This is a genomic window from Actinoplanes sp. NPDC023801, assembly GCF_040639655.1.
In the GTDB taxonomy this organism is placed as follows: domain Bacteria; phylum Actinomycetota; class Actinomycetes; order Mycobacteriales; family Micromonosporaceae; genus Actinoplanes.
In genome coordinates this window covers 111,584-134,528 of record NZ_JBFAAI010000007.1, presented here as the reverse complement: position 1 = coordinate 134,528, position 22,945 = coordinate 111,584, and the positions used below count along the sequence as shown (strand labels likewise).

Genomic DNA, 22,945 nt, shown 5'->3' with positions numbered 1-22,945 from the left:
GTCGGTCGCCCGGAGCCCGGGTGCTCCGCGTGGCCCGTACGAAATCAAGGAAGAAGGTCCAGAAGCCCGAAGCCGTCGGCGACCACCGCATCGGGGTCGGGCTGATCTCCGCCGTGGTCCTGGCGCCCGGACGGCATGAGGATGGCCGCACCGGCGTCCGCGCGCCGGGCGCAGGCGATGTCGCGGCGCCGGCTGTCGCCGACGAACCAGCAGCTCGCCGGGGCGACGCCGAGCGCATCGGTGGCGTTCCAGATCATCTGCGGATTGGGTTTGCGGACCCCGGCCTCGTCGCTGTAGATCTGGGCCGCGAAAAGGCGGCCGACGCCGGCCTTGGCCAGGAAGTCGCGGTGCGCCGCTCCGCTGAGGGTGTTGCTGACCACCGCGAGCGGGATGCCGCGCCCGGCGCACTCGGTGAGGAACTCCCCGATCCCGGGCCGCAGCGCCCAGCCTTCGCGCCAGGCCCAGTCGTAGCTGAGCCGGGCGACCGAGCCGCGCACCCGGGCCTGGGTGAGCGGCGGCCAGTCGTGGATCACGAAGCGTTCCCACACCTCGAGTTGCGGCAGCTCGTCGGGCCAGTCCTCGTCCCGCCAGCGGGCGTAGGCGGCGGCGCCGTCGATCAGCGACTGCTGGATCCGGCCGGGAGAGAGGGCCGCATCGATCAGGTTGTAGAGGCGCAGAACCAGGTCGGGGCGTTCGGCACGGTACGGAGCGTCGGCAAGGACACCACCGAAGTCGAGCAGTACGGCGGCCGGCTTGATGATCATGAGCGACGTCCGAGGGTCCAGGCCCGGACACCGCCGACGATGCCTGCCGTGTTCGGGACCACCACCACGTCGTCGCCCATCCGGGCAAGCTGGGCCGGCGTGATCAGCCGCGAGTTGCCGCCGCCCAGGTAGACCCGGTCCCACAGGAAGACCGGGCGCAGGCCGTCGACCACGTTGCGGACCCGGCGGGACCAGAGCGCGTCGCCGAGCCGGCGGCGCTCGTGCTCACCGATGTACGTGTCGTAGGACGTCCCCCACCGGATCGGCGCCTGCGACATCTCCAGATGCGGGGCCAGCTCGCCGCCGTCGAAGAGGGCACAGCCCAGCCCGGTACCGAGTGTCAGGACCAGCTCGCAGCCGGTCCCGGCGACCACCCCGGCGCCGTGCACCTCGGCGTCGTTGAGCACCAGCGTCGGCAACCCGAACGCCTCGGCCAGGGCGGTCCGCGCGTCGAACCCGTGCCAGGCCCGGACCAGCTCGGGATCGACCTTCGTCCGCGGACCGGAACGGGTCACGTAGTGCGGGGTCGCCACCACCACACCGTGCCGGATCATCCCTGGCATGCCGACCGTGACCCGGTCCGCGGACGGCAACTCCTCGCCCAGCGCGACCAGCGTCTTCACGAACAGGTCGGGGGGCAGGGGATAGGGCGTCGGCACCCGGATCGGCTGAGCCCGCATCGTCCCTGCCTCGTCGAGCACGGAACCCTTGATCCCGCCGCCGCCACAGTCGATCGTCAGGGTGAAAGCCACCCGGCCAGTCTGCACGCGGATCACCTCCCCGGACTGCAATTGTGGCGGGTGTCCCGTTACCCCGCCTCCTCCGCCCACACGCGCCAGTTGTCCAGCACACCGTGCAGCGCGGGAGTCAGCCAGCCGGGAGCCGACCGCCGGAACACACCCGGGTCCATCGATCCGGCGCCCGCCGGCAGGGCCCCGACCAGGTGCGGCACGAGTTCGCCGAGGTTCGCCCAATGGACCAGCTCGGGTTCGGCCGGCCACGCGCCCAGGATCACCTTGGCCGTGACCCCGCGCCGGTCCAGCGCCTCCAGGGTGAGCGCCGTGTGGTTGAGCGTGCCGAGCCCGGCCCGGGCCACCACGATCGTGCCGGAGCCGAGCGTGGTCGCGAGGTCGGCGAACGTCCACGCCTCGCCGGACGGCCGCAGGCCCATCGGCACCAGCAGGCCGCCGGCGCCCTCGACCAGGACCAGGTCATGTTTCCCGGCCTCCGCCCGGATCGCGTCGACCACGTCGAACAGGTCGAGTGCGGGCAGGCCGGCGACCTTGGCGGCGGCGAGCGGGGCCAATGGTTCCGGGTACTCGGCGAGGGTGCGGACGGTGTCCGGGCCGGCCAGGCGGGTCACCACGTCGGCGTCGGTGGGCGCGCCGGTCGCGATGCCTGTCTGACCGGGTTTGATCACGGCGACGCGAAGGCCGGCGGCCTGGGCGGCGGCAGCCATCGCGGCGGTCGCGATGGTCTTGCCGACCTCGGTGTCGGTGCCGGTGACGAGAACGATCCCGTGCCATTCGTCCGCCGGCGCGGCGGCCTTCGTCGCGGGCTCGTCCTCCTCGGTCGCGGTCCGCGAGGTTTCCCGCGGCGCGACGGGCGCGGTCGCCGAGGTTTCCGGCGGTGCGGTGGGCGCGGTTTCCGGGCTCTCCCGCGGTGCGGTGGGCGCGGTGTGCGGGGTCTCTTCCGGCTCCGCGCGCGGCAGGTCTGGGACCGGCGGGGGTACGGGTGGAAGCTGCGCCGCCTGCCCGCCACCGTGGGCCTGCAGCGGATCGGGGCCGTTCAGGACGGTCCGCCGGGCCGGCACGCCGGGCAGCCCGTGGCCGCCGGATCGGGGCAGTGGGGGAACCGACGAGAGGTGTCGCCGGTCGGTCGCCTGTGGGGGGTCGGCGGTCATGGTGCGCACTCCAGGATCACTTGCAAGGCCCGGGCGAAAGCCTCCTCGGGGACGCCCGCGTTCACGGTCAGCCGCAGGCGCGAGCTGCCGTCCGGTGTCGACGGTGGCCGGAAGCAGCCGACCGCGACCCCGTTGTCCCGGCAGTCCGCGGCCCAGGTCACGGCGGCCTCCGGTCCGGGTGCCGGGACCGAGAGCACCCCGGCCGCCGGGACGGGCCGGTGCAGCGTCGCGGCCAGCCGCGCGCCCCGCCGGAACAGCACGGCCCGCCGGTCGTCGGCGGCGCGGGCCACTTCGACGGCGGCGAGCACCCCGGCGGCCACGGCCGGTGGGGGAGCGGTGTCGTAGATGAAGCTGCGGCCGGTGTCGACCAGGTGCCGGACCAGCGCCGCCGGGCCGGCCACCACCCCACCTGCGCCGCCGAGCGATTTGGACAGCGTCGCGGTGACGATCACGTCCGGCTCGCCGGCCAGGCCGGCGGCCGCGACCCCGCCCGCGCCGGAGTCACCGAGCAGGCCGAGCGCGTGGGCGTCGTCGACGATCAGTAGTGCGCCGCGGGCCGAGGTGACCCGGTGCAGCTCGGCGAGCGGGGCGAGGTCACCGTCGACGGAGAAGACCGACTCGGTGACGACGGCGGCCCGGCCGGGGTGCGCGTCGAGAACGGCGGCGACGGCGGCCGGGTCGTTGTGCGGGGCCACCCGCACCGGCAGCCCGGAGATCTTGCACCCGTCGATCAGGGAGGCGTGGTTGTACGCGTCGGAGACCACCAGGTCGCAGACCGCGGAGAGGGCCCGGACGACGGCCAGGTTGGCGAGGTAGCCGGAGGAGAAGACCAGGGCCGCGTCGAGACCGAGCCATCCGGCCAGGGCGTCCTCGAGGGCGGCGTGCGCATCGGTCGAGCCGCGGACCAGCCGGGAGCCGGTGGCGCCCAGGCCGAACGTCTCCAGCGCCTGCCGCGCCGCGGCGATCACCCGGGGATGACCGGAGAGACCGAGGTAGTCGTTGCCGGCGAGGTCGATGACGGTGTCACCGGCCGTCCGTGGCCGTAACTGACGGGTGAGCCCCGCCTCGGCCCGCTCGTGGGCCAGCCGGTCGAGCGTCTCCAACCAGTCCGCCAAGACACCCCCATTGATCACCAGAGTGGCAAACTATCACCCGGCTCCGACAGAACTACCGTGCTCGAAATTCTGTAGGGTACGGGCATGCCAGAGATCCTCGACCGGGCGCGGGCCCGGGTGCTCGACGACGGTGCCGGTCTCGGTGAGGCGGACATCCTTGAGATTCTGCGCCTGCCCGACGAGGACCTGCCGGAGCTGCTCCAGCTCGCCCACGACGTACGGATGAAGTGGTGCGGCCCGGAGGTCGAGGTCGAGGGCATCGTCTCGCTGAAGACCGGTGGCTGTCCCGAGGACTGCCATTTCTGCTCGCAGTCGGGCCTTTTCGCATCCCCCGTCCGGGCGGTGTGGCTCGACATTCCCTCCCTGGTGGAGGCTGCGAGGCAGACCGCGGCCACCGGAGCGAGCGAGTTCTGCATCGTCGCCGCGGTTCGCGGGCCGGACAAGCGCCTGATGGATCAGATGCGTGAGGGTGTCAAGGCGATCCGGGAGGCGGTCGACATCCAGGTCGCCGCCAGCCTGGGCATGCTCACCCAGGAGCAGGTCGACGAGCTGGTCGAGATGGGTGTGCACCGCTACAACCACAACCTCGAGACCTGTCGGTCGTACTTCCCCAACGTGGTTACCACCCATTCGTGGGAGGAGCGCTGGGGCACGCTCACGATGGTGCGCGAGTCCGGCATGGAGGTCTGCTGCGGCGGCATCCTCGGCATGGGCGAGACCCTCGAGCAGCGCGCCGAGTTCGCCGCCCAGCTGGCGGAACTCGACCCGCACGAGGTCCCGCTGAACTTCCTCACCCCGCGACCCGGGACCCCGTTCGGGGACCGTCCGGTGGTGGAGGGCCGCGACGCGTTGCGCGCGATCGCCGCCTTCCGGCTCGCGATGCCGAGGACCATCCTTCGGTACGCCGGCGGGCGCGAGATCACCCTGGGCGATCTGGGTACGCGGGACGGTCTGCTCGGTGGCATCAACGCGATGATCGTCGGCAACTACCTGACGACGCTGGGCCGTCCGGCGAGCGACGACCTGGAGCTCCTGAAAGACCTGAAGATGCCGGTCAAGTCGCTGTCGGCGACGTTCTGATGTACTGCGACCGTTGCGGGGAGCCGGGTTCCCATCCGGGATGCGCGGCCGCCCGCGAGCTCGAGCCGCCGCGGTACTGCGCGCACTGCCGCCGCCGGATGAAGGTGCAGGTCGTCCCGACCGGCTGGACCGCGACCTGTGTGGAGCACGGCGAACTGCGGGGCTGACGACCCTTGGGTGACGGCGGGTCCGAACCGGTGCCCGCCGCCACCCCTCTCACCCCGCGACGCGGGGAGCTTCGTCGCCGACCCGTGGACCGGCCGTGCGCAGGGTGACGGTGACCATCGCGCCGTCCCGCTCGATCGGGCCCGAGCCGACCCGGCGCAGGGTGCGCAGCATCGCCACGTTTCCCGCCCCGATGTGCGCGACCATCGCTGCCACACCCGATCGCGTGGCGTGCGCGCGGAGCCGGCGCAGCAGAGCCGTGCCCAAGCCGCGCCGCTGCCAGTCGTCGGCCACCAGAACCCGCACCTCACCCAGGTCGCCCTCGGCCAGCAGGGTCGCCATCGCCACCACGGCCCCGCCGGGCGTGACCGCGAGCAGGGTCGTCCCGCCGGCGGGCTCCAGCAGGCGGCGCAGCCGGCCCTCGGCAGGCACCCCGGCCGGGTAACGCTGCCGCAGCGCCGCCGGCGAGCACTCGTCGTGGAACTCGGCGACCGCGGCCATGTCGTCCGGTCCGGCGGCGCGCAGCAGCGTCTCGGTGCCGTCCGGAAGCAGCAGCGCCACCTGTTCGCGGTACTGCCGGTGGACCCCGCCGGCGACCTCGACCAGTGCCTGGGCACGGGCGAACTCGGCCGGGGTGAACGCGGGAAGTGCCCGGAGCACCTCCAGCGCGCCACCGGCCGGGTCGGTCAGGACCATCCGCCCGCCGTGGAAGCCGGGCAGGTCACCGCCCTGTGGCCGCCAGCGCACCTCGGTGGCGTCGAGCAGGGTGACCAGGGCCTCGCCCAACGACTCGGGCTCGTGCACCAGACGCCCGGCCAGGGCGAGCGCCCTGGTGGGCTGATCGGCCAGTCCCTGCGCCTCGGCCCGGGCCACGAACGCGTCCCGGCCGCGCCCCTTGGCCACCGCGGCCAGCAGATCGGCCTCGACCAGATTGTCCGGAGCGTCCACCAGGAAGTCGTCGACCGCGCCGTCCTCGGTGGTGTGCACCTGCACGGCGAGGATGTTGACCGACCGCAGGGCCAGGCTCGCGGTCAGCACCGAGAGGTAACCGGGGCGGTCGTCGACCGTTGCCCTGACTCGCCACAACGCCATCTGGGGCACTCCCTCCATCCGACTTACAGAGTGCACCGCCGTTGTTGCGCTGGTATTGCTTGAGCTGCGAAAACCTGGGTTAGTACGGTCACACCGGGTTGACGGCCGCGGGCGTGCCGACGGAGTCCAGCCGGTCGCCGAGGATGACCGCGGCGGCCCGGACCAGCTGGGCGATCCGGTCCACCTCGGTGATGTGGAAGGCGGCGGCCGGCAGGTCGTCGTCGTCGCTACGGGCGACGACCAGGACCAGCCCGGCCCGGCCGAACGGGGCGACCGCGTACCGCGCACCACCGGGCTCGACCATCGGGCGGGCCCGCAGCGGGGTCACCTCGGGCAGGTGCAGCGGGGACGGGGCACGCCAGCTCGCGTAGACGACACCCGGTCCGGTGCCGCCCCCGGAACCGTTGCGGGCCGCCCAGTCGGCCGGCACCACGGCGGCCGCCGCCCAGTCGGCGGCGAGCAGTCCGGGCACCGCGTCGACCAGGGTCGCCAGACCGTCCATCGGGTTCGCCGCGACCTGGGCGAGCAGTTCGGCGTCGTGGCCGCCGGCGACCGGGGCTCCTATCGCCTTCCACACGCCGTCGACCTGCACACCGGGGATGGCGGCCAGACCGGCGAGGAGACGCTCGACCCGGGTGGCGCCGGGCCAGACGACGGTGAAGTCGTCGACCGCACGGCCGCCGAGCCGCTCCAGCACCACGACCTGGACGATGTCGGCACCGGCCACGCCCAGGGTGCGCGCGACCTGGCCGAGCGCGCCGGGACGGTCCGGCAGGGTGACTCGAACCCGTAGCAACATGTGACTCCTCCCGTCGCGACGGCCGGTGGCGCCGTCCCCGATCAACACCCTGCCCACCTGGCGTTTCCGACCCGTTGCACGGCCGTGTCCCAGCCGTCAAGCTGTTGCGGTATGCCCGGAATCACCACTCAGAGTAGAAGTACGGGCCGGTCCGGGCGGTTCACCGGTCGGGTGTCGGACACCGCCGTCCTCCCGGAGAGTGGATCAGATTCCCAGAATCCGGGAAGAGGGCAGGCGTTAAGGTCGAGGAATGATCTGTGAGGCCTGCCGGAAGCGGCGGCACGACGACTGCCGGGGCGGATCCTGGTGCGACTGCCAGCACCGTCAGCCCGAACCGATCCCGCCGGTCACCGGCCCGCCCGGCCCATGATCTTCTCGACCGGCGAGCTGCTCGCCCACTACCCGCGGACCGAGCACCCGAGCCTGCGGGCCAACTTCATCGCCAGCGCCGACGGGGCGGTCACCGTCGACGGGCTCTCCGCCGGCCTGCAGGGGCCGGGCGACAAGGAGGTCTTCGACCACCTGCGGATGATCTGCGACGCCCTGATCGTCGCGGCCGGCACGGTCCGCGCCGAGCGCTACGACGCGCTGCGCCTCACCGAGCAGGGCCGGGCCTGGCGGATGGCGAACGGCCTCTCCCCGTACCCGCTCATGGTGGTCGTCTCCGGCTCCCTCGACCTCGATCCGGCACAACTGATCTTCTCGGACGCCCCGGTCCGCCCGATCGTGCTGACCCACCGGGCGGCTCCCGCCGACGCGCCGATCCGCGAGGCCGCCGAGGTGATCGCGCTCGGCGGCGACGAGGTCGACCTCGCCGCCGGGGTGCGCCTGCTGCACGATCGGGGTGCCACCCGGCTGCTCTGCGAGGGCGGGCCGGGGCTGCTCGGCGCGATGATCGCCGCCGACGTGGTCGACGAACTGTGCCTCACCGTCGCCCCGCTGCTCGCCGGCGGCACGGCGGGCCGGATCGCGCACGGCCCGCCGGCGCCACCGCGCCGGATGTCGCTGCGGCACGCGCTGACCCACGACGACATGCTCTTCCTCCGGTACGTCCGCAGCGAACCGGCCACCACTCAATCCCCGGCGCGGTGACCTCCACGCCCCCGACGTGGTGACCTCCACACGCCGACGTGGTGACCTGCGGCGCGCCGGCGGGCATAGCTGACCACGCCGGCCCGCGCCCCCGGTCGCGGGGTGAGTAGCGGTTCGCTCCGTGCCGCCGTTCACCACGTACGTCTCTGTCGATGGTTGCGTGGTGAGCTGTGCCCTTGGGTGCGCCGCGGTTCACCACGCTACGGGGTGGGGGCGGCGTGACGGGTGCCCGGAAAGGTGTAATCGGTTCGGTTTCAGGCGCGCCTTCGCCCAAAGGTCAAGATCTTGTGCATAACTCTGTGGATGGACACCAGAAGTTGTGGACAACCGAGGCCGCAGGCATTTTGTCGTACCGCTGAGGCACCATGATCCCTGTGTCTGACGAAGCTGGGCTCCTCCGTGGCGGAAAACTGAATGACCAACCGGGTGAGAACCCGGTCGGAAGGGTGCTCGGAACAGCGGACGCGACACCGCTGCAGTTCTGGACGGCAGTCAATCCGGGCAGCTATCTCCAGCTCGACGACGTCGTGGTGACCAGGCGCGACCTGCCGGACCGCGAGCCGGTGACGATCGCCGGGGTGGTCACCCAGGTCCGGGCCCGGCACGAGGGTGCCCAGTTCGACTCGGACGTGTTCGCCATCGCCGACGGCACGCTGCCCGCGATGGTGCAGGAGGCGGCCGAGATCACCACCACCCGCGTCGACCCGGAGCTCTATGTGCCGCCCGCCCCCGGCGCGGTGGTGCACCGGGCCACCGGCGACGCCCGGGACGCGGCGCTGCACTTCGACCGGATGGAGCGGCGGGTCCCGATGGGCACCGGCCGCGACGGTGTCCCGGTCTTCCTCAACGCCGACTTCATGGACGGCACCCGCGGCGCGCACGTGTCGATCTCCGGCATCTCCGGGGTGGCGACCAAGACCAGTTTCGCGACGTTCCTGCTGTACTCGGTGTTCCGGTCCGGGCAGCTGGGCGCCGACGGCACCAACGCCCGCGCGCTGATCTTCAACGTCAAGGGCGAGGACCTGCTCTTCCTCGACCATCCGAACATCAAACTCGACGACCGGACCCGCGAGGCGTACGCGTTGCTCGGTCTGCCGGCCGCCCCGTTCCCGGACGTGCGGGTCTACGCGCCGCCCCGGGCCGGCGACTCGTCCGGCGCACCCGACGTGGCCAGCCGGCTCACCGGCGTCGACGCGTTCTACTGGACTCTCGCCGAGTTCTGCGAGCAGAAACTCCTGCCGTACGTGTTCGCCGACGCCGACGACGAGCGTCAGCAGTACACGATGGTGGTCCACTCGGTGACCGCCCACCTGAACCGGTACGCGGTTCCCGCCGAGGGCGGCATCAGCATCGACGGCAAGCGGATCTCCTCGTACCAGGATCTGGTGGATCACGTCGTCGAGCAGCTCACCGACGACGAGACCCGGTCCACCTGGGCGGGCAGCGCGGTCAACATGGGCACGGTAAACGCCTTCGCGCGGCGGCTGATCGGCAGCAAGCGCGACCTGTCCCGGCTGATCCGCGGTGACCTGGCGCAGCGCCGCCCGCACCGGATCAAGACCGCCGACAGTGCCCAGGTCACCGTGGTCGACCTGCACAACCTGCCGGACCGGGCCCAGCGGTTCGTGGTCGGTGTGACGCTGAAGACGGAGTTCGAGGAGAAGGAGAAGGCGGGCACCGGCCGGCCGCTGCTCTTCGTGGTCCTCGACGAGCTGAACAAGTACGCCCCGCGGGAGGGTTCCTCGCCGATCAAGGAGGTGCTGCTCGACATCGCCGAGCGGGGCCGGTCACTCGGTGTGATCCTGATCGGCGCCCAGCAGACCGCCAGCGAGGTGGAGCGGCGGATCGTCACCAACTCGGCGATCCGGGTGGTCGGCCGGCTCGACCCGGCCGAGGCGTCGAGGCCGGAGTACGGCTTCCTGCCACCCGCCATGCGCCAGCGTGCCCTGCTCGCCCGGCCGGGCACGATGTTCGTGAACCAGCCGGACATCCCGGTGCCGCTCTGCGTCGAGTTCCCGTTCCCGGCGTGGGCCACCCGCAAGTCGGAGTCCGGACCGCCGCCGGCCGAGACGCTCCGTTCGATAGTCCAGGGCGCCGACCCGTTCGCGGTGATAGGCGGGCGACCAGGGGCCGACGACGACATTCCCTTCTAGCGTTCGGACTAGGGTTCAGCGATGCGCATCCTGCACACCTCCGACTGGCACGTCGGGAAGGTTCTCAAGGGCCGCAACCGCCACGAGGAGCACATCAAGGTCCTCGCCCAGGTGGTGGAGATAGCCCGCGCCGAACGCCCCGACCTGGTGATCGTGGCCGGTGACCTCTACGACACCGCCGCGCCGACCGCCGACGCGACCCGCCTGGTCACCCGGGCGCTGTCGGCGCTGCGCAACACCGGTGCACGGGTCGTGGCGATCGGCGGCAACCACGACAACGGTGCCGCCCTCGACGCGCTGCGGCCATGGGCCGACGCGGCCGGGATCGAGCTGCGCGGGTCGTACCCCAAGGGTGATCTGACCGATCTTCTGATCGAGGGGACCACCGAGGGCGGTGAGCGGTGGCGGCTCGTCGCTCTGCCGTTCCTCTCCCAGCGGTACGCGATCCGCGCGGCCGAGATGTACGAACTGACCGCCGCCGAGGCCAACCAGACGTACGCCGACCTGATGGCCCGCCTGATCGCGAAGGTGAGCGCGCCGTTCGAGGAGCCGGGCGCGGTCAACCTGCTGACCGCACACCTGACGATCGTCGGCGCGAGCACCGGCGGCGGCGAGCGCGAGGCGCACACCATCATGGGGTACGCGGTGCCGGCCACCGTCTTCCCGCCGAACGCGCACTACGTCGCTCTGGGCCACCTGCACCGCACCCAGACGGTGATCTCCCCGTGCCCCACCCGGTACAGCGGCAGCCCGCTCGCCGTCGACTTCGGCGAGGAGGAGAACGTCTGCTCGGTCGCAATCGTCGACGTGTCCACCGACAAGGCGGCCCATGTCCGGGACGTCCCGGTGACCTCGGCGCTCACCCTGCGGACCGTCCGCGGCACCCTGGAGCAGCTGGCCACGGTGAACCTTCCGGATGCCTGGCTGCGTGTCCTGGTGCGGGAAACGCCCCGGCCGGGCCTGCGCGAGGACGTGCAGGAGCTCCTGCCGAACGCCCTGGAGGTGCGCGTCGACCCGGACATGCTGCCGAGCCGCAGCGGCGCCCGCAGCGCCGAGCGGGCCGGCCGGTCGCCACGCGAGCTCTTCGGCGACTACCTGGACAGCCGCGGCAACGCCGAGGAGGGCGTCCGCGAGCTCTTCGACGCGCTCTACGACGAGGTGAGCAGCAACCGATGAGGCCACTGAGGCTCGACATGGCCGGGTTCACGGTCTTCCGCGACCAGACGACCGTGGATTTCACCGACGCCGACTACTTCGCCCTGGTCGGCCCGACCGGGTCGGGCAAGTCGACCGTCCTGGACGCGATCTGTTTCGCCCTCTACGGCACGGTGCCCCGGTGGGGCGGCGCCCGGGGGATCGTCAACGCCCTCGCGCCGTCGGCCGCCGAGGCCCGGGTGCGGCTGGTGTTCGAGTCGGCCGGCGACCGCTTCGTGGCGACCCGGGTGGTCCGCCGGGACGGCCGGGGCAACGTGAAGACCGCGGGGGCCGGACTGCAGCTGATGCCGCCCGGCTTCGACGTCACCAAGCTCGACACCGGCATGGACCTGGCGGACCTGGGCGAGGTCCTGGCCGGCACACCCGCCGAGATGGACGCGGCCGTGCTGGACGCGGTCGGCCTGCCCTACGAGCAGTTCACCAGCTGTGTGGTGCTGCCGCAGGGGCAGTTCGCCGACTTCCTGCACGCCAAGCCGGCCACCCGGCAGCAGATCCTGGTCAACCTTCTGGGCCTGCACGTCTACGAGGAGGTGCAGGTCAAGGCCGCCGAGCGCGGTAAGGGGGCGGAGGCCAAACTGACCGTGGTCGAGCAGCGGCTCGGTGCCCTGGGCGACGCCACCGACGAGGCCGTGGCGGACGCCGCCGGCCGTCTCGAGCGGATGCGGGAGCTGACCGCCGCGGTGGAGGCAGCGGTGCCGGGGCTGCGGACGGTCCGGGCGGCCGAGGTCGCCGCCTCGGAGGCGCTCGACGCGGTGGACGCCGAGCTGGCGTCGCTCGGCTCCGTGCGTCCCCCCGCGGGCCTGAGCGAGGCCACCGGCGCGGTCGCCGCGGCACGTGAGGCGGCCGACCGGGCCGCCGACGAGGTCCACGCGGCCGAGGAGGCCGAGGAGAAGGTGCGCGGCGAGCTGTCCGCGGCCGGTGATCCCGGGCAGCTGCGGGTGGCGCTGGACCGGCACTCCGAGCTGGGCCGGCTGATCGAGCAGGAGGAGTGGTTCGCCGGGAAGGTGTCGGTGGCCGACGTCGAGCACCGGGACGCGCTGGCCGCCGCCGAGCTGGCCCACGCTCAGCACCTCGGTGCCCAGCAGCTGCTGGAGCAGGCCCGTCAGGACTACCGGGACGCCCAGCAGCGGGACCGGGCGGTGGCGCTGCGCGGCCACCTCAAGGCCGGCGACTCGTGCCCGGTCTGCGAGCAGACCGTCACGGTGGTGCCCGAGGTGCCCCGGGAGTCGGCGGTCCGGCTGGCCGAGCAGGCCGGCAACGTGGCCCGCGAGGAGGCCGAGTCGGCGCAGGCCCGCTGGCGGGAACGCGACGCGGTCGCCCGCAACGCGGCTTTCGACCTGGAACGTAAGCGCGGCCAGCACGAGCATCACCTGACCCGGCTGGCCGAGGTGCGCAAGGCCGTCGAGGCGCTGCCCGGGGTGGAGGTGCTGCAGCGGCGGCTGGCCGAGCTGGGCGCCCTGCAACGGCGGCTGGAGGACGCCGGGGCGGCGGTACGCGCGGCGCGCGAGGCGCAGCGCAAGGCGCAGACGGTGCTCCGGGCCGCCGAGGAGCAGCAGCGTACGGCTTGGCGCACGTTCGACGCGGTGCGGGACGGTCTGGCCCGGTTCGGCCCGCCGCCCGCCGAACGGGAGGACCTCGCCGGTGCCTGGCGCGCCCTGGTCGGCTGGGCGACCGGGGAGCACGCCGCCCGGCAGGCGGCCCGTGCCAAGGCGGTGGCCGCGGTGGCCGCCGCGCACCAGCAGACGGTCCGGGCCCGCGCCGACATCGTGGACCTGTTCACCGCGGCCGGTGCACCGGGTCCGGCGTCGGCTGACGAGGCGGGCCTGATCCGGGCCGCCGCGGTGACGGCCGAACGCGCCGAGGCGGCCTGGCGGCGGCTCGCCGAGCGTCGTGCGGAGGCCCGGACCGCGATCGAGCAGCGGGACACGCTGCTGCGCGACAGCCGGGTGGCGAAGTCGCTGGCCGGGCATCTGCGGGCGAACAACTTCGAGCGCTGGCTGCTGGAGGAGGCACTCGACCTGCTGGTCGACGGGGCGTCCCGGATCCTGCGGGAGCTGACCGGCGGTCAGTACGAGTTGATACACGACAAGGGCGAGTTCTTCGTCGTCGACCATCACGACGCGGGGCTGCGGCGCGGGGTGCGGACCCTGTCCGGCGGCGAGACGTTCCAGGCCTCGCTCGCCTTGGCGCTGGCGCTGTCCGAGCAGCTGGCCGGGATGAGCACCACTGCGGCGAGCCTCGAGTCGATCGTCCTGGACGAGGGCTTCGGCACCCTGGACGCGGCCACCCTCGACGTCGTGGCGGCCACGCTGGAGAACCTGGCGGCCCGCGGCGACCGGATGGTCGGCCTGGTCACCCATGTGCACGCGCTCGCCGAGCGGGTGCCGGTCCGGTTCGAGGTGCGCAAGGACGCGCGTACCGCCCATGTCGAGAGGGTCGGTCTGTGACTCGGATGTTCGTCGATGCCTGGGACCCGTCCTACGGCTCCTCGTTCGAGGGCGGCGACGGCGGGGACGGGCCGGGCTCGTCCAGCAGTGCCCAGGTCGACGTGGACGTGGAGGTTCCGGCCGCCGAGTGGGCGCCGATCGACGTGTCCCGGACGACTGCGGTGCCGGACGTGGTGTTCCTGGTCGACGGGGTGCGGCGGAACGACGCCGGGCTGTGGACGGCTGAGGAGGACGGCACGTCGTACGCGGGGCTGGCCGCCTCGTACGCCGCCGGGGTGGTCCGTTGTGACCTGGCGCGGGGTGTGGCCGAGCTGGTCGGCGCGCGGGTCGCCCGGGGTCTGTTCACGGCGAGCCCGACGGCCACCGACGTGCAGGCCGGGTCGGTGCGTTACGAGGTGCACCGGATCAGCGGTGCCGGTGAGGCGAGCAAGTTGCCGGCCGCGGTGCAGGGGCCGCTGACCGCGCTGGAGATCGAGATCTCGGCGGCTGCCCGGGACGGTGGCTCGGACGGCGCGGATCTGCTGGTCGTGGACGGACCGCTGCGCAACCGGCGGCAGCTGCCACGGACCATCGGCTACGTAAAGACCCAGCAGAAGCACTATCTGCCGGCCGCGCAGGAGGCGATCGTGCCCCGGCTGCGGCCGGGTCAGCGGACGCCGGTGTTCCACCTGGGCTCGGTGTGGGGCGGCTGGTCGTGGTACCTCCGGCTGCCCGGGGCGTCGGGCGCCCCGTGGTCGGGCATCGTGCGGGTGGAGTGTTCGCCGGAGCTGACGGCCGAGCAGGCGATCGAGCTTGCCGAGGTGTCGGTGGCGACGCTGCCGCGGTTCGCCTCGTCGGCGTACAAGGATCCGCGTGCCCCGCAGAACCTGGTGCCGATCGCGGGGCTGGAGCGCCGGCTGCGGGGGATGCTCGGCGACGCCCGGGTCCTGCACCGTGCGTTGTCGCTGGCGACCAGTCGCACCCGCTGAGGCGGACCGTCTTGTGATCGTGCACATTCCGTTCTCGCCAGGTGGGCCGGGGCCATCTCAGAAGAGACTGTTCCGTCCCGCGGTCTGGGGACTTCATCCGCACATCGGAACGCCGTCGCCCGTGGGGAAAGGTGGTCGTGCCGACCTGCCCGCGCCCGGTGCCCGCGGCGCCCGGCGAGCGGCGGCACGCAGGCTCACCAACTGCGAAATCGGGAATGGGAGCGCTCCCTGACGGGTGTCGCCCGAAAGAGTCCATCCGTCATTGAGGCATCCCCCGATCGGCTCATGGGAGCGCGCATTCACCGCACAATACGCACGTGTGACAACGGAGCGAAATCGCCTGTTCACGCTGCGAGATCACGCTCTCTCGCGATCGGCGAGAATTATTCTCGGGGACATGTCCAGGGTCGAATGTCGCTGAGTATCATTCCGGCTTACCTGGCATCCCGATCGGCGTTGATCAATACGGAGCGTGATCGGCGGCTAGGGTTGCCTCTCCACCACGAAAGCAGCGGAGGACCGTTGAGACCGAGCGTCCCGGAAAATCTCGCCCCGGCTTTGATCCCGACCGGGCCTCCCGGCCGTATCTCAGGCGACGGGGAAAGGTCCGGGCGGAGGTATCGATGCATGCGGTGGCCGAGGATCGGCTCGCGCCGGAGAGGGTGCTTGTGATGGCACGGCAACACTCCGGTGGTAGGTGGCAGGCTCTCGACGGTGGCAACAACCGGGACGAGGGCACGGTGATCCCGCGGCAGTCACCGCGGCACGAGGCCGCTCCGAACAGCACGCCGGGTCACGAGGACACCCTCGTGCGGCTGCTGTACGAGGAGCATGCCGGTCCCCTGCTGATGTTCGTGCTGCGGCTGACCGGTGGAGACCGGCAGCGCGCCGAGGACATCGTGCAGGAGACCCTCCTGCGGGCCTGGCGCAACGCGCACCGGCTCGGCGCGCAGGGACAGCAGTCGCTGCGCCCGTGGCTGGTCACCGTCGCCCGGCGGATCGCCATCGACGAGCATCGCAGCGCCAATGCGCGCCCCGCCGAGACGTATGATCGTGAGCTGGAGAGTTTCCCGACCACGTCCGACGAGACCGACAAGGTCCTGCAGTCGATGACGGTCTCGGACGCGCTCCGGCAGCTCAGCCACTCGCATCGGGAGATCCTCATCGAGACGTACTTCCGTGGCCGCACCGTCCCGGAGGCCGCCGAGGCGCTGAACCTGCCGCTCGGCACGGCCAAGTCACGGGTCTACTACGCGCTGCGCGCCCTCCGGACCGCTCTGCAGCAGCGGGGGGTGACGGAATGACCCAGGACCAGCACTACGACGTGGCGTCCTACGCCCTCGGCATCCTGGACGACCGGGACGCGGCCCGCTTCGAGGACCACCTCATCGACTGCGCGCAGTGCGCGTACGAGCTGGAGTCGTTCGTCGAGGTGGCCGACGTCCTCGCGACCGTCGACGGTGAGGCCTTCGAGGCCGCCGAGCGTGCCGAACGGGACGGTGCGGTGCTCAACAAGATGCTCCGCGAGGTCGGTGCCGAGCGGCAGCGTGCCAACAGCCGCCGCCTCTACTCGCTTGCCGCCGCCGTGGTGATCTTCGCGATGCTGTCCGTCGGCGCGCTCTTCGCCGGCGGCGAGTGGCTCGGCGGCGACGGCACGGCCAAGCCGGGGAGCACCGCCGAGGCGGGCAACAAGCTCGACCCGCTGCCCGCCGACAACGTGGACATCGGTGGCACGCCGCTGCCCGGTGACAACTTCACCGGCAAGGACCCGCGCAGCGGTGTCAGCGCCGCGGTGGGCCTGCTGAAGAAGGACTGGGGCACGCAGGTCTCCTTCGCGGTCGCCGGCGTGAGCGGGCCGAAGAAGTGCGCCCTGTACCTGGTCCGCCGGGACGGCACCTCGGAGAAGATCGCCGACTGGACGGTGGGCGACAAGGGCTGGGGCACGGCGGCCAACCGCGAGCCCTTGATGCTGCAGGCGGTCACCTCCACCCCGCGTGACGACATCGCTCACGTGCAGGTGCAGGAGATCACCGAGAGTGGCGTGGGCGAAACTCTGGTTCGCGTTCCGTAACCGTACGAACACCGAAATGGCCCGGTCGCTGAGGCGACCGGGCCTTTTTTGCGCAGGTGATCCCCGGTTTTACGTACCGGACGGCCAGAAGGTTCAACCGAAAAAACATTGATTTGATCCACCCGAATGTTCAACCGACTTGAACCCCTCTCCGTACTACTGGCCGGAAATGGCATGACCCTGAATCAGTTGGAGGGGCCAGTGGCACCGGAGAAGCGAAAGTTGAAGGTTGTCGGCGCGGGTCTGGCGGCGGTGATCGCCATGGCCGGTTGCGCCCCGACCGGATACAACGCGGCCGACTACGGCAACGCGGCTGAGCCGGCGTCCAACGATGTCGCCGCCACGCCGGGTGCGGAGGCGGGCGACCCCACAGCCGAGGCGACCGCACCGGCCGAGCCGGCCGACGGCGAGGCGAACACGCCGGAGATCAGCGACGAGCTGGCCACCACGGAGCTCAACGCCCGCAAGGTCGCCCGGATGGGCACGACCGTGCAGGACGAGGACGGCTTCGTCCTCTACCGCTTCGACAAGGACGGCGACAGCCCGTCCAAGTCGAACTGCAACGACGAATGCGCCAAGATCTGGCCGCCGGTCTACACCAACGACGGCGAGCCGACCCTGGACGGCGTCGACGAGTCCCTGGTCGGGACCGTCACCCGGGCCGACGGCACCAAGCAGCTCACCCTCAAGGGCTGGCCGCTCTACCGCTACATCGGTGACAAGAAGGCCGGTCAGTGGAAGGGCCAGAACGTCAGTGGCACCTGGTTCGTGATCCAGCCGAACGGCACCAAGAACCTGACCTGCCTCCCCGCCGTGTCGAAGCCGGTCGCGCCGCCCAAGGACGCCGAGGGTGAGGCCGGCGGCGACGCGGACGCCGGCGGCGACTACAGCTACTGATCAGGCACAGCACCGGAGGTTGGAGGAAGACATGAGGACCCGCCGTATTCCCCGATGGCTGGTCGCCACGCTGGCACTGTCCCTGGCGTTCATGGTGACGCCGACCAGTGCCGCCCACGCCGAGCCCGCGGTACCGGTACCCCCGAACACCGGTCTGACCGACAAGGGCTCCGGCGTGGTCAGCGCCGCGGACCGTGACTTCGTGGTCAAGGTCCGGCTGGCCGGTCTCTGGGAGGTCCCGGCCGGCAACATGGTCGCGGAGAAGTCCGAGAACCCGGTGATCCGGAAGATCGGCGCGGAGATCGCCAAGCAGCACGAGTCCCTCGATGCGCTGGACAGGGCGGTGGCCGCGAAGCTCGGCATCATGCTGCCGAACAAGCCGAACGGCGATCAGCAGGCCTGGCTGAACGAGATGAGGACGGCTCCGACCCCGAAGCAGCTTGACCAGATCTTCATCGACCGGCTCCGGGCCGCCCACGGCAACATCTTCCCCGCCATCGCCACCATCCGCGGCACCACGCGCAACGACTCGGTCCGCAAGCTCGCGCAGCAGACCAACCAGTTCGTGATGACGCACATGACCCTGCTGGAGAGCAGCGGCATCGTCGACTACGCCGCGCTGCCCACGGCGCCGGCTCCGAAGGCCGCCGCGGGTCAGGGCCCGGTGCCCATCGACAACCAGATGCTGGTTTCAGCCACCTCCGGGGAGAACATCCCCGGCCTCAGCAACACCGTGATCCTGTTGGTCCTCGCTGCCGCGCTGGTTGTCGGGGTCGTCACCACCATGCGCATCTTCCGCGCACGGTAGGTCAAACATCGCCCAGGCGACAGAGAAAGGTGTCACCCCATGCGAAGGTCCAAGTACCGCCGCGCCAATACACCGGCGTGGTTCAGCGGTCGGCGCCGCATCATCGCCCTCGCCGCCGCTTCGCTGGCAGCGTTCGGTGGTGTCGTGGCCGTCACGCAGATCTCCAATGCCAGCTCCGAGGACCCGGTCACCAAACGGGCTCTGGCCTCCTGTGACAACCTCACGGCTCCGAAGTCCTCCCGGCTGTCGACCCAGACCCGGAAGGGCACGTACACCACCAACAACGGCCGGGTCACGCAGCACGCGGACGACGGTGCCGGTGACGTGGCGACGACCGCTCAGGTCCGTACCCGGTGCCGCGAGTGGGTCATGAACAACGTCGCGTCCGACGCTGAGACGCTGGCCCGCCGGAACCGTGGCCGTGGCAACAACAACGGCGGCAACCAGGGTGGCAACAACAACGGTGGCAACCAGGGCGGTAACAACGGCGGCAACGCCAGTGCCCAGCCGAGCACCGGAGCCCAGCCGAGCAACGGAGCCCAGCCCAGCACCGGCGCCGGCAGCCAGCCGCCCGCTCAGGGCGGCGACAACGGCGGCAACAACAACGGTGGCGACCAGGGCGGCAACAACCAGGGCGGCAACAACAACGGTGGTAACCAGGGCGGCGGGAACCAGAACCCGGCTCCCCAGCCCACCGCCACCACGCCGCCGCCCGGCGCCGGCCTCGGCATCCTCACCAACAGCTGCGACACCTCCGACCTGGAGGACCACGACGGCTTCCAGCGGGGCAACCGCTGCGTCTCCACCGAGTTCGGTGAGGTCGGTGCGGCCGCCAACAACCCCACCCTGCTGATCACCGGCGCGCCGCGCGTGGTGAACCGGAACCAGCCCTTCACCCTCCAGGTCAGCACCCGCAACCTGATCCGGGACCGCTTCCTCGCGGCCGGCCAGGGCGGTTACTACGTGGAGAGCAGCGTGCTGCAGGGCGGCCTGGTCCGCGGTCACTTCCACACCGCGTGCCGGATCCTGGACAACCGCAACGCGGCCCCCGCCGGTGACCCGGTTCCGGCGTTCTTCGTCGCGACCGAGGACAGCCGCGGTGGCGCCCAGCCGGACACCGTCGCCATCCAGGTGCCGGGCCTGCCCCAGTCCGGCGAGTTCCAGTGCTCCTCGTGGGCGGGTGACGGTTCGCACCGTATCCCGATGATGGAGCGCGCCAACCAGACGCCGGCCTTCGACTCGGTTCGTATCCGGGTCCGCTGACCGTCGATCACTGATCGCGGAGCCGTACGTCGCTCCGCCGGGAACCGAACCGGACCGGGTTCTCCCAACCTGGTCCGGAACCCCCCATCGGTACCGGCGGCCGTCCTTCCCCCTGCTGGACGGGACGGGCGGTTCCGCAGAGGGTGACCGGACCTTTCTCGGGTGTCCGGTCACGGCCCGATGGCCCTGACCCCGGAGCATGGTCAGGGCCATCGGCGTGCCCGCGTGAACCGGCCGCGGGGTGGCATAGTTGCGCGGTGACCGTGACCCGCCGGCTAAGCCTTCCGGAGCGCTACGCCTTCGGTTCGTCGGTGCGGCCGCTCCTCGTGCCCAAGCACGACCCGTGCGGCACGGTCCGGGAGGACGGTTTCTGGCTCGCCATGCGTACCCCGGACGGCCCGGCCACGCTTCATCTGACCCGCGACGCGGGGCAACTCGTGGCCACCGGGCACGGGCCGGGCGCGGGATGGGCCGCCGACCGCGCGGACGCGGTGGCCGGTCTCCGCGACGATGTGAGCGGATTCCCGGCGCTGGCGGCGCGGCATCCGCTGGTCGGGCGTCTGGCCAAGACCTTCTCCGGCGTACGGCTGCCCGCCACCGGCCTGCTCTTCCCCCGGCTGCTGCGGGCGATCCTGGAGCAGAAGGTCACCGGCAAGGAGGCCCACCGGTCGTACCGGGCGGTGTGCCGGCACTTCGGCGAACCGGCGCCGGGCCCCGCCGGGCTCGTGCTGCCACCGGACCCGGCCGCCGTGGCGGCCACCGCCTACTGGGAGTTCCATCCGTTCGGGGTGGAGCAGCGCCGCACCCAGGCGTTGCTGCGGGCCGCCCAGGTCGCTGCCCGGCTGGAGCGCTGCGCCGACGCGGCGGAGGCCACGGTTCGTCTGACGGCTCTGCCGGGGATCGGCCCGTGGACCGCCGCCGAGACGGTCCGGCACGCGTACGGCGACGCGGACGCGGTGAGTGTCGGCGACTTCCACATCCCGAACACGGTGGCGTTCGCGCTGGCCGGTGAGGCCCGCGGGAGCGACGATCGGATGCTCGAGCTGCTCGAGCCGTTCCGTGGCCATCGTGGCCGGGTGTGCGATCTGCTGGCGATGGGCGGGATCAGCGCCCCGAAGTTCGGCCCGCGGATGCCCCTGCGGTCGTTCTCCCGGTTCTGAACCCGTACGCTCGCTAAATTGTTCGGGAATGTGTCATTTGTCCCGAAAGGCGTCGTGATGGATGGCATCGGTGTGCCGGTCCTCCTGGTGTTCCTGCTGATCCTGGTCAACGCCGTGTTCACCGGCAGCGAGATGGCCCTCATCTCACTGCGCGACGGCCAGGTGCAGCGCCTGGAACGGGAATCCCGCTCCGGGCGGGTGCTGGCCCGCCTTACCCGGGACTCCAACCGCTTCCTGGCGACCATCCAGATCGGCATCACCCTCGGCGGCTTCCTCGCGTCCGCGGTGGTGGCCATCTACCTGTCCCAGCCGCTCGTCGAACGACTCGGCTTCCTCGGCGCCGCCGCCAACCCGGCCGCCACCTTCCTGACCACCGCGGTGCTGACCTTCGTCACCCTGGTGCTCGGTGAACTGGCGCCGAAGCGGATCGCCATGCAGCGCGCCGAGGGCTGGGCACTGCTCATGGCACGGCCGCTGGACCTGCTGTCCCAGATCTCCCGCCCGGCGGTCTGGCTGCTCGGCAGGGCCACCGACGGCGTGGTCCGGCTGGCCGGGGTCGACCCGCACGCCCAGCGCGACGAGGTCACCGCCGAGGAGATCCGCGACCTGGTCGCGGCCCAGCAGGAATTCTCCGTCGAACAGCGGACCATCATCTCCGGCGCGTTCGAGATCGCCGACCGCATCCTGCGGGAGATCCTGGTGCCCCGCCGCGACGTGCTGACTCTGCCCAGCGGCCGGCCGGCCGCCGACGCGCTGCGCGCGCTGATCGACGGCGGGCACTCCCGGGCACCGGTGATCGGACCGGCCGGCCTGGACGACGTGATCGGCGTCGTGCACCTGCGTGACCTGGTCGGCGCGGACGGACCGGTCGACGAGCTGGCCCGCCCGCCACTGTTCCTGCCGGAGACACTGCGGGTGACCGACGCCCTCAAGCAACTGCGGGCCGAACGCCAGCCCCTCGCCCTGGTCGTCGACGAGCGCGGGGCCATCGACGGCATCGTCACCATCGAGGATCTGGTCGAGGAGATCGTCGGGGAGATCTACGACGAGACCGACCGGGACGTGGCGGCGACCGTACGCGAGGCCGACGGCGCTCTGCTGATGCCCGGCTCGTTCCCGATCCACGACCTGCCGGACGTCGGGTTCCACGGCCACCACCAGGAGGAGGGCGACTACACCACGATCGCCGGGATGGTGCTTGCCAAGCTGGGTCACATCCCCACCGAGCCGGGTGAGGTGGTGACCCTGCCGGAGTTCACCGCCGAGGTGACCGAGGTGACCGGCCGGGCCATCACCGAGGTACGGGTCCGCGCCCTGCCGGAACAGGACGACTGACGATCTGTGCGACCCTCAGGGCGGTCTCCGGGAATAGGCTGCCATCCATGACAGAGTCGTCGAGCGCCTACGAATACCTGGACAACGTGGACCCGCGGGAACAAGCCCGCCTCGAGGCCGTGCGCCGCTACCGGCTGGTCGACCAGCCGGTCGAGGAGGCGTACGACCGGATCGCCTTCGTGGCCGGCGCCCTCTTCGGCACGCCGATCGCCACCGTCTCGCTGGTCGAGCGGGACCGCGTCTGGCTGGCCGCCTGCCAGGGGCTGAACGGCGTACGCGAGGTCGGCAAGGAGCCCGGCCTGTGTGCCTCGGTGATCGCGCAGGATGACGTGTACGTGATCAGCAACGCGGCCGTGGACCCGCGCACCCTGGAACACCCGCTGGTCCGCGGGGAGCTGGGCCTGCGGTTCTACGCCGCCGCACCGATCCGCACCCACGACGGCTACCGCCTCGGCACCGTCAACGTGATCGACAGCGTGCCGCGGCAGCCGGAACCACGGCAGCTCAAGGCGCTCGAGCACCTGGCCTCGATCGTCGCGGACGAGCTGGAGCTGCGACTCATGGTGATCCGCAGCGCGGCCGCCGAACAACGTATGCGGGAATCGGTGAACTGATCGC

The 22,945-nt window shown here is 71.7% G+C and carries 20 protein-coding genes; 14 read left to right on the top strand and 6 right to left on the bottom strand.

Features of this window, described 5'->3' with window-relative positions; translation table 11 throughout:
- Positions 1–44: 44 nt before the first annotated feature.
- The 4 genes from AB0G04_RS15780 to AB0G04_RS15765 form a co-directional block, all read right to left on the bottom strand.
- Entirely contained in the window at positions 45–764 is a 720-nt protein-coding gene (locus AB0G04_RS15780; RefSeq protein ID WP_360982517.1) for an HAD family hydrolase, read from the bottom strand.
- Positions 761–1,516, bottom strand: coding sequence for an ROK family protein (locus tag AB0G04_RS15775; protein ID WP_360982515.1), 756 nt, complete (start codon positions 1,514–1,516; stop codon positions 761–763). The genes AB0G04_RS15780 and AB0G04_RS15775 overlap by 4 nt, the downstream gene beginning before the upstream one ends.
- Before the next feature lie 56 nt (positions 1,517–1,572).
- Positions 1,573–2,280 carry a dethiobiotin synthase gene (bioD, locus tag AB0G04_RS15770; protein ID WP_360982818.1) on the bottom strand — a complete coding sequence of 236 codons (708 nt, stop codon included), beginning with the start codon at positions 2,278–2,280 and terminating at the stop codon, positions 1,573–1,575.
- 383 nt (positions 2,281–2,663) lie between these two features.
- Complete coding sequence (locus AB0G04_RS15765) at positions 2,664–3,782, bottom strand: 8-amino-7-oxononanoate synthase (protein WP_360982513.1); 1,119 nt, start codon at positions 3,780–3,782, stop codon at positions 2,664–2,666.
- Positions 3,783–3,866: 84 nt separating this feature from the next.
- Here AB0G04_RS15765 and bioB point away from each other — a divergent pair, with 84 nt between their 5' ends.
- Entirely contained in the window at positions 3,867–4,862 is a 996-nt protein-coding gene (bioB, locus tag AB0G04_RS15760) for a biotin synthase BioB (RefSeq protein WP_360982511.1), read from the top strand.
- A gap of 216 nt (positions 4,863–5,078) precedes the next feature.
- On the opposite strand, the gene AB0G04_RS15755 is transcribed toward bioB, so the two are convergent.
- Complete coding sequence (locus AB0G04_RS15755) at positions 5,079–6,119, bottom strand: GNAT family N-acetyltransferase (RefSeq protein WP_360982509.1); 1,041 nt, start codon at positions 6,117–6,119, stop codon at positions 5,079–5,081.
- 88 nt (positions 6,120–6,207) lie between these two features.
- Positions 6,208–6,918, bottom strand: a complete 711-nt coding sequence (locus AB0G04_RS15750; RefSeq protein ID WP_360982507.1) for an amino acid-binding protein — start codon at positions 6,916–6,918, stop codon at positions 6,208–6,210.
- A gap of 366 nt (positions 6,919–7,284) precedes the next feature.
- On the opposite strand from AB0G04_RS15750, the gene AB0G04_RS15745 reads away from it, so the two are divergent.
- The 13 genes from AB0G04_RS15745 to AB0G04_RS15685 all read left to right on the top strand — a co-directional run bounded on the left by AB0G04_RS15745 (position 7,285) and on the right by AB0G04_RS15685 (position 22,941).
- The gene (locus AB0G04_RS15745; RefSeq protein ID WP_360982505.1) at positions 7,285–8,010 is read left to right on the top strand and encodes a pyrimidine reductase family protein; all 726 of its coding nucleotides are present in this window, start codon (positions 7,285–7,287) and stop codon (positions 8,008–8,010) included.
- A gap of 365 nt (positions 8,011–8,375) precedes the next feature.
- Entirely contained in the window at positions 8,376–10,163 is a 1,788-nt protein-coding gene (locus AB0G04_RS15740; protein ID WP_360982503.1) for an ATP-binding protein, read from the top strand.
- Between the two features lie 21 nt (positions 10,164–10,184).
- Positions 10,185–11,339 carry an exonuclease SbcCD subunit D gene (locus AB0G04_RS15735; RefSeq protein ID WP_360982501.1) on the top strand — a complete coding sequence of 385 codons (1,155 nt, stop codon included), beginning with the start codon at positions 10,185–10,187 and terminating at the stop codon, positions 11,337–11,339.
- Positions 11,336–13,825 carry an SMC family ATPase gene (locus tag AB0G04_RS15730; protein ID WP_360982499.1) on the top strand — a complete coding sequence of 830 codons (2,490 nt, stop codon included), beginning with the start codon at positions 11,336–11,338 and terminating at the stop codon, positions 13,823–13,825. Before AB0G04_RS15735 ends, AB0G04_RS15730 begins: the two co-directional genes overlap by 4 nt.
- On the top strand, positions 13,822–14,793 hold the full coding sequence (locus AB0G04_RS15725; RefSeq protein ID WP_360982498.1) for a hypothetical protein: 972 nt from the start codon (positions 13,822–13,824) through the stop codon (positions 14,791–14,793). The genes AB0G04_RS15730 and AB0G04_RS15725 overlap by 4 nt, the downstream gene beginning before the upstream one ends.
- 623 nt (positions 14,794–15,416) lie before the next feature.
- Positions 15,417–16,097 carry a sigma-70 family RNA polymerase sigma factor gene (locus AB0G04_RS15720; RefSeq protein WP_360982495.1) on the top strand — a complete coding sequence of 227 codons (681 nt, stop codon included), beginning with the start codon at positions 15,417–15,419 and terminating at the stop codon, positions 16,095–16,097.
- Positions 16,094–16,864, top strand: coding sequence for a zf-HC2 domain-containing protein (locus AB0G04_RS15715; RefSeq protein ID WP_360982493.1), 771 nt, complete (start codon positions 16,094–16,096; stop codon positions 16,862–16,864). The genes AB0G04_RS15720 and AB0G04_RS15715 overlap by 4 nt, the downstream gene beginning before the upstream one ends.
- Before the next feature lie 222 nt (positions 16,865–17,086).
- Positions 17,087–17,761, top strand: a complete 675-nt coding sequence (locus tag AB0G04_RS15710) for a hypothetical protein (RefSeq protein WP_360982491.1) — start codon at positions 17,087–17,089, stop codon at positions 17,759–17,761.
- A 31-nt stretch (positions 17,762–17,792) separates the two neighbouring features.
- On the top strand, positions 17,793–18,569 hold the full coding sequence (locus AB0G04_RS15705; RefSeq protein WP_360982489.1) for a DUF4142 domain-containing protein: 777 nt from the start codon (positions 17,793–17,795) through the stop codon (positions 18,567–18,569).
- Between the two features lie 39 nt (positions 18,570–18,608).
- Positions 18,609–19,832 carry a Pecanex-like protein 1 gene (locus AB0G04_RS15700; RefSeq protein ID WP_360982487.1) on the top strand — a complete coding sequence of 408 codons (1,224 nt, stop codon included), beginning with the start codon at positions 18,609–18,611 and terminating at the stop codon, positions 19,830–19,832.
- 257 nt (positions 19,833–20,089) lie between these two features.
- A complete protein-coding gene (locus AB0G04_RS15695; RefSeq protein WP_360982485.1) occupies positions 20,090–20,992 on the top strand; it encodes a DNA-3-methyladenine glycosylase 2 family protein in 903 nt (300 codons plus the stop codon).
- Between the two features lie 57 nt (positions 20,993–21,049).
- Positions 21,050–22,327: a hemolysin family protein gene (locus AB0G04_RS15690; RefSeq protein ID WP_360982483.1), complete on the top strand. Its 1,278-nt coding sequence runs from the start codon at positions 21,050–21,052 to the stop codon at positions 22,325–22,327.
- A 47-nt stretch (positions 22,328–22,374) separates the two neighbouring features.
- Positions 22,375–22,941, top strand: coding sequence for a GAF domain-containing protein (locus AB0G04_RS15685; RefSeq protein ID WP_360982481.1), 567 nt, complete (start codon positions 22,375–22,377; stop codon positions 22,939–22,941).
- The last annotated feature ends 4 nt before the right edge of the window (positions 22,942–22,945 follow it).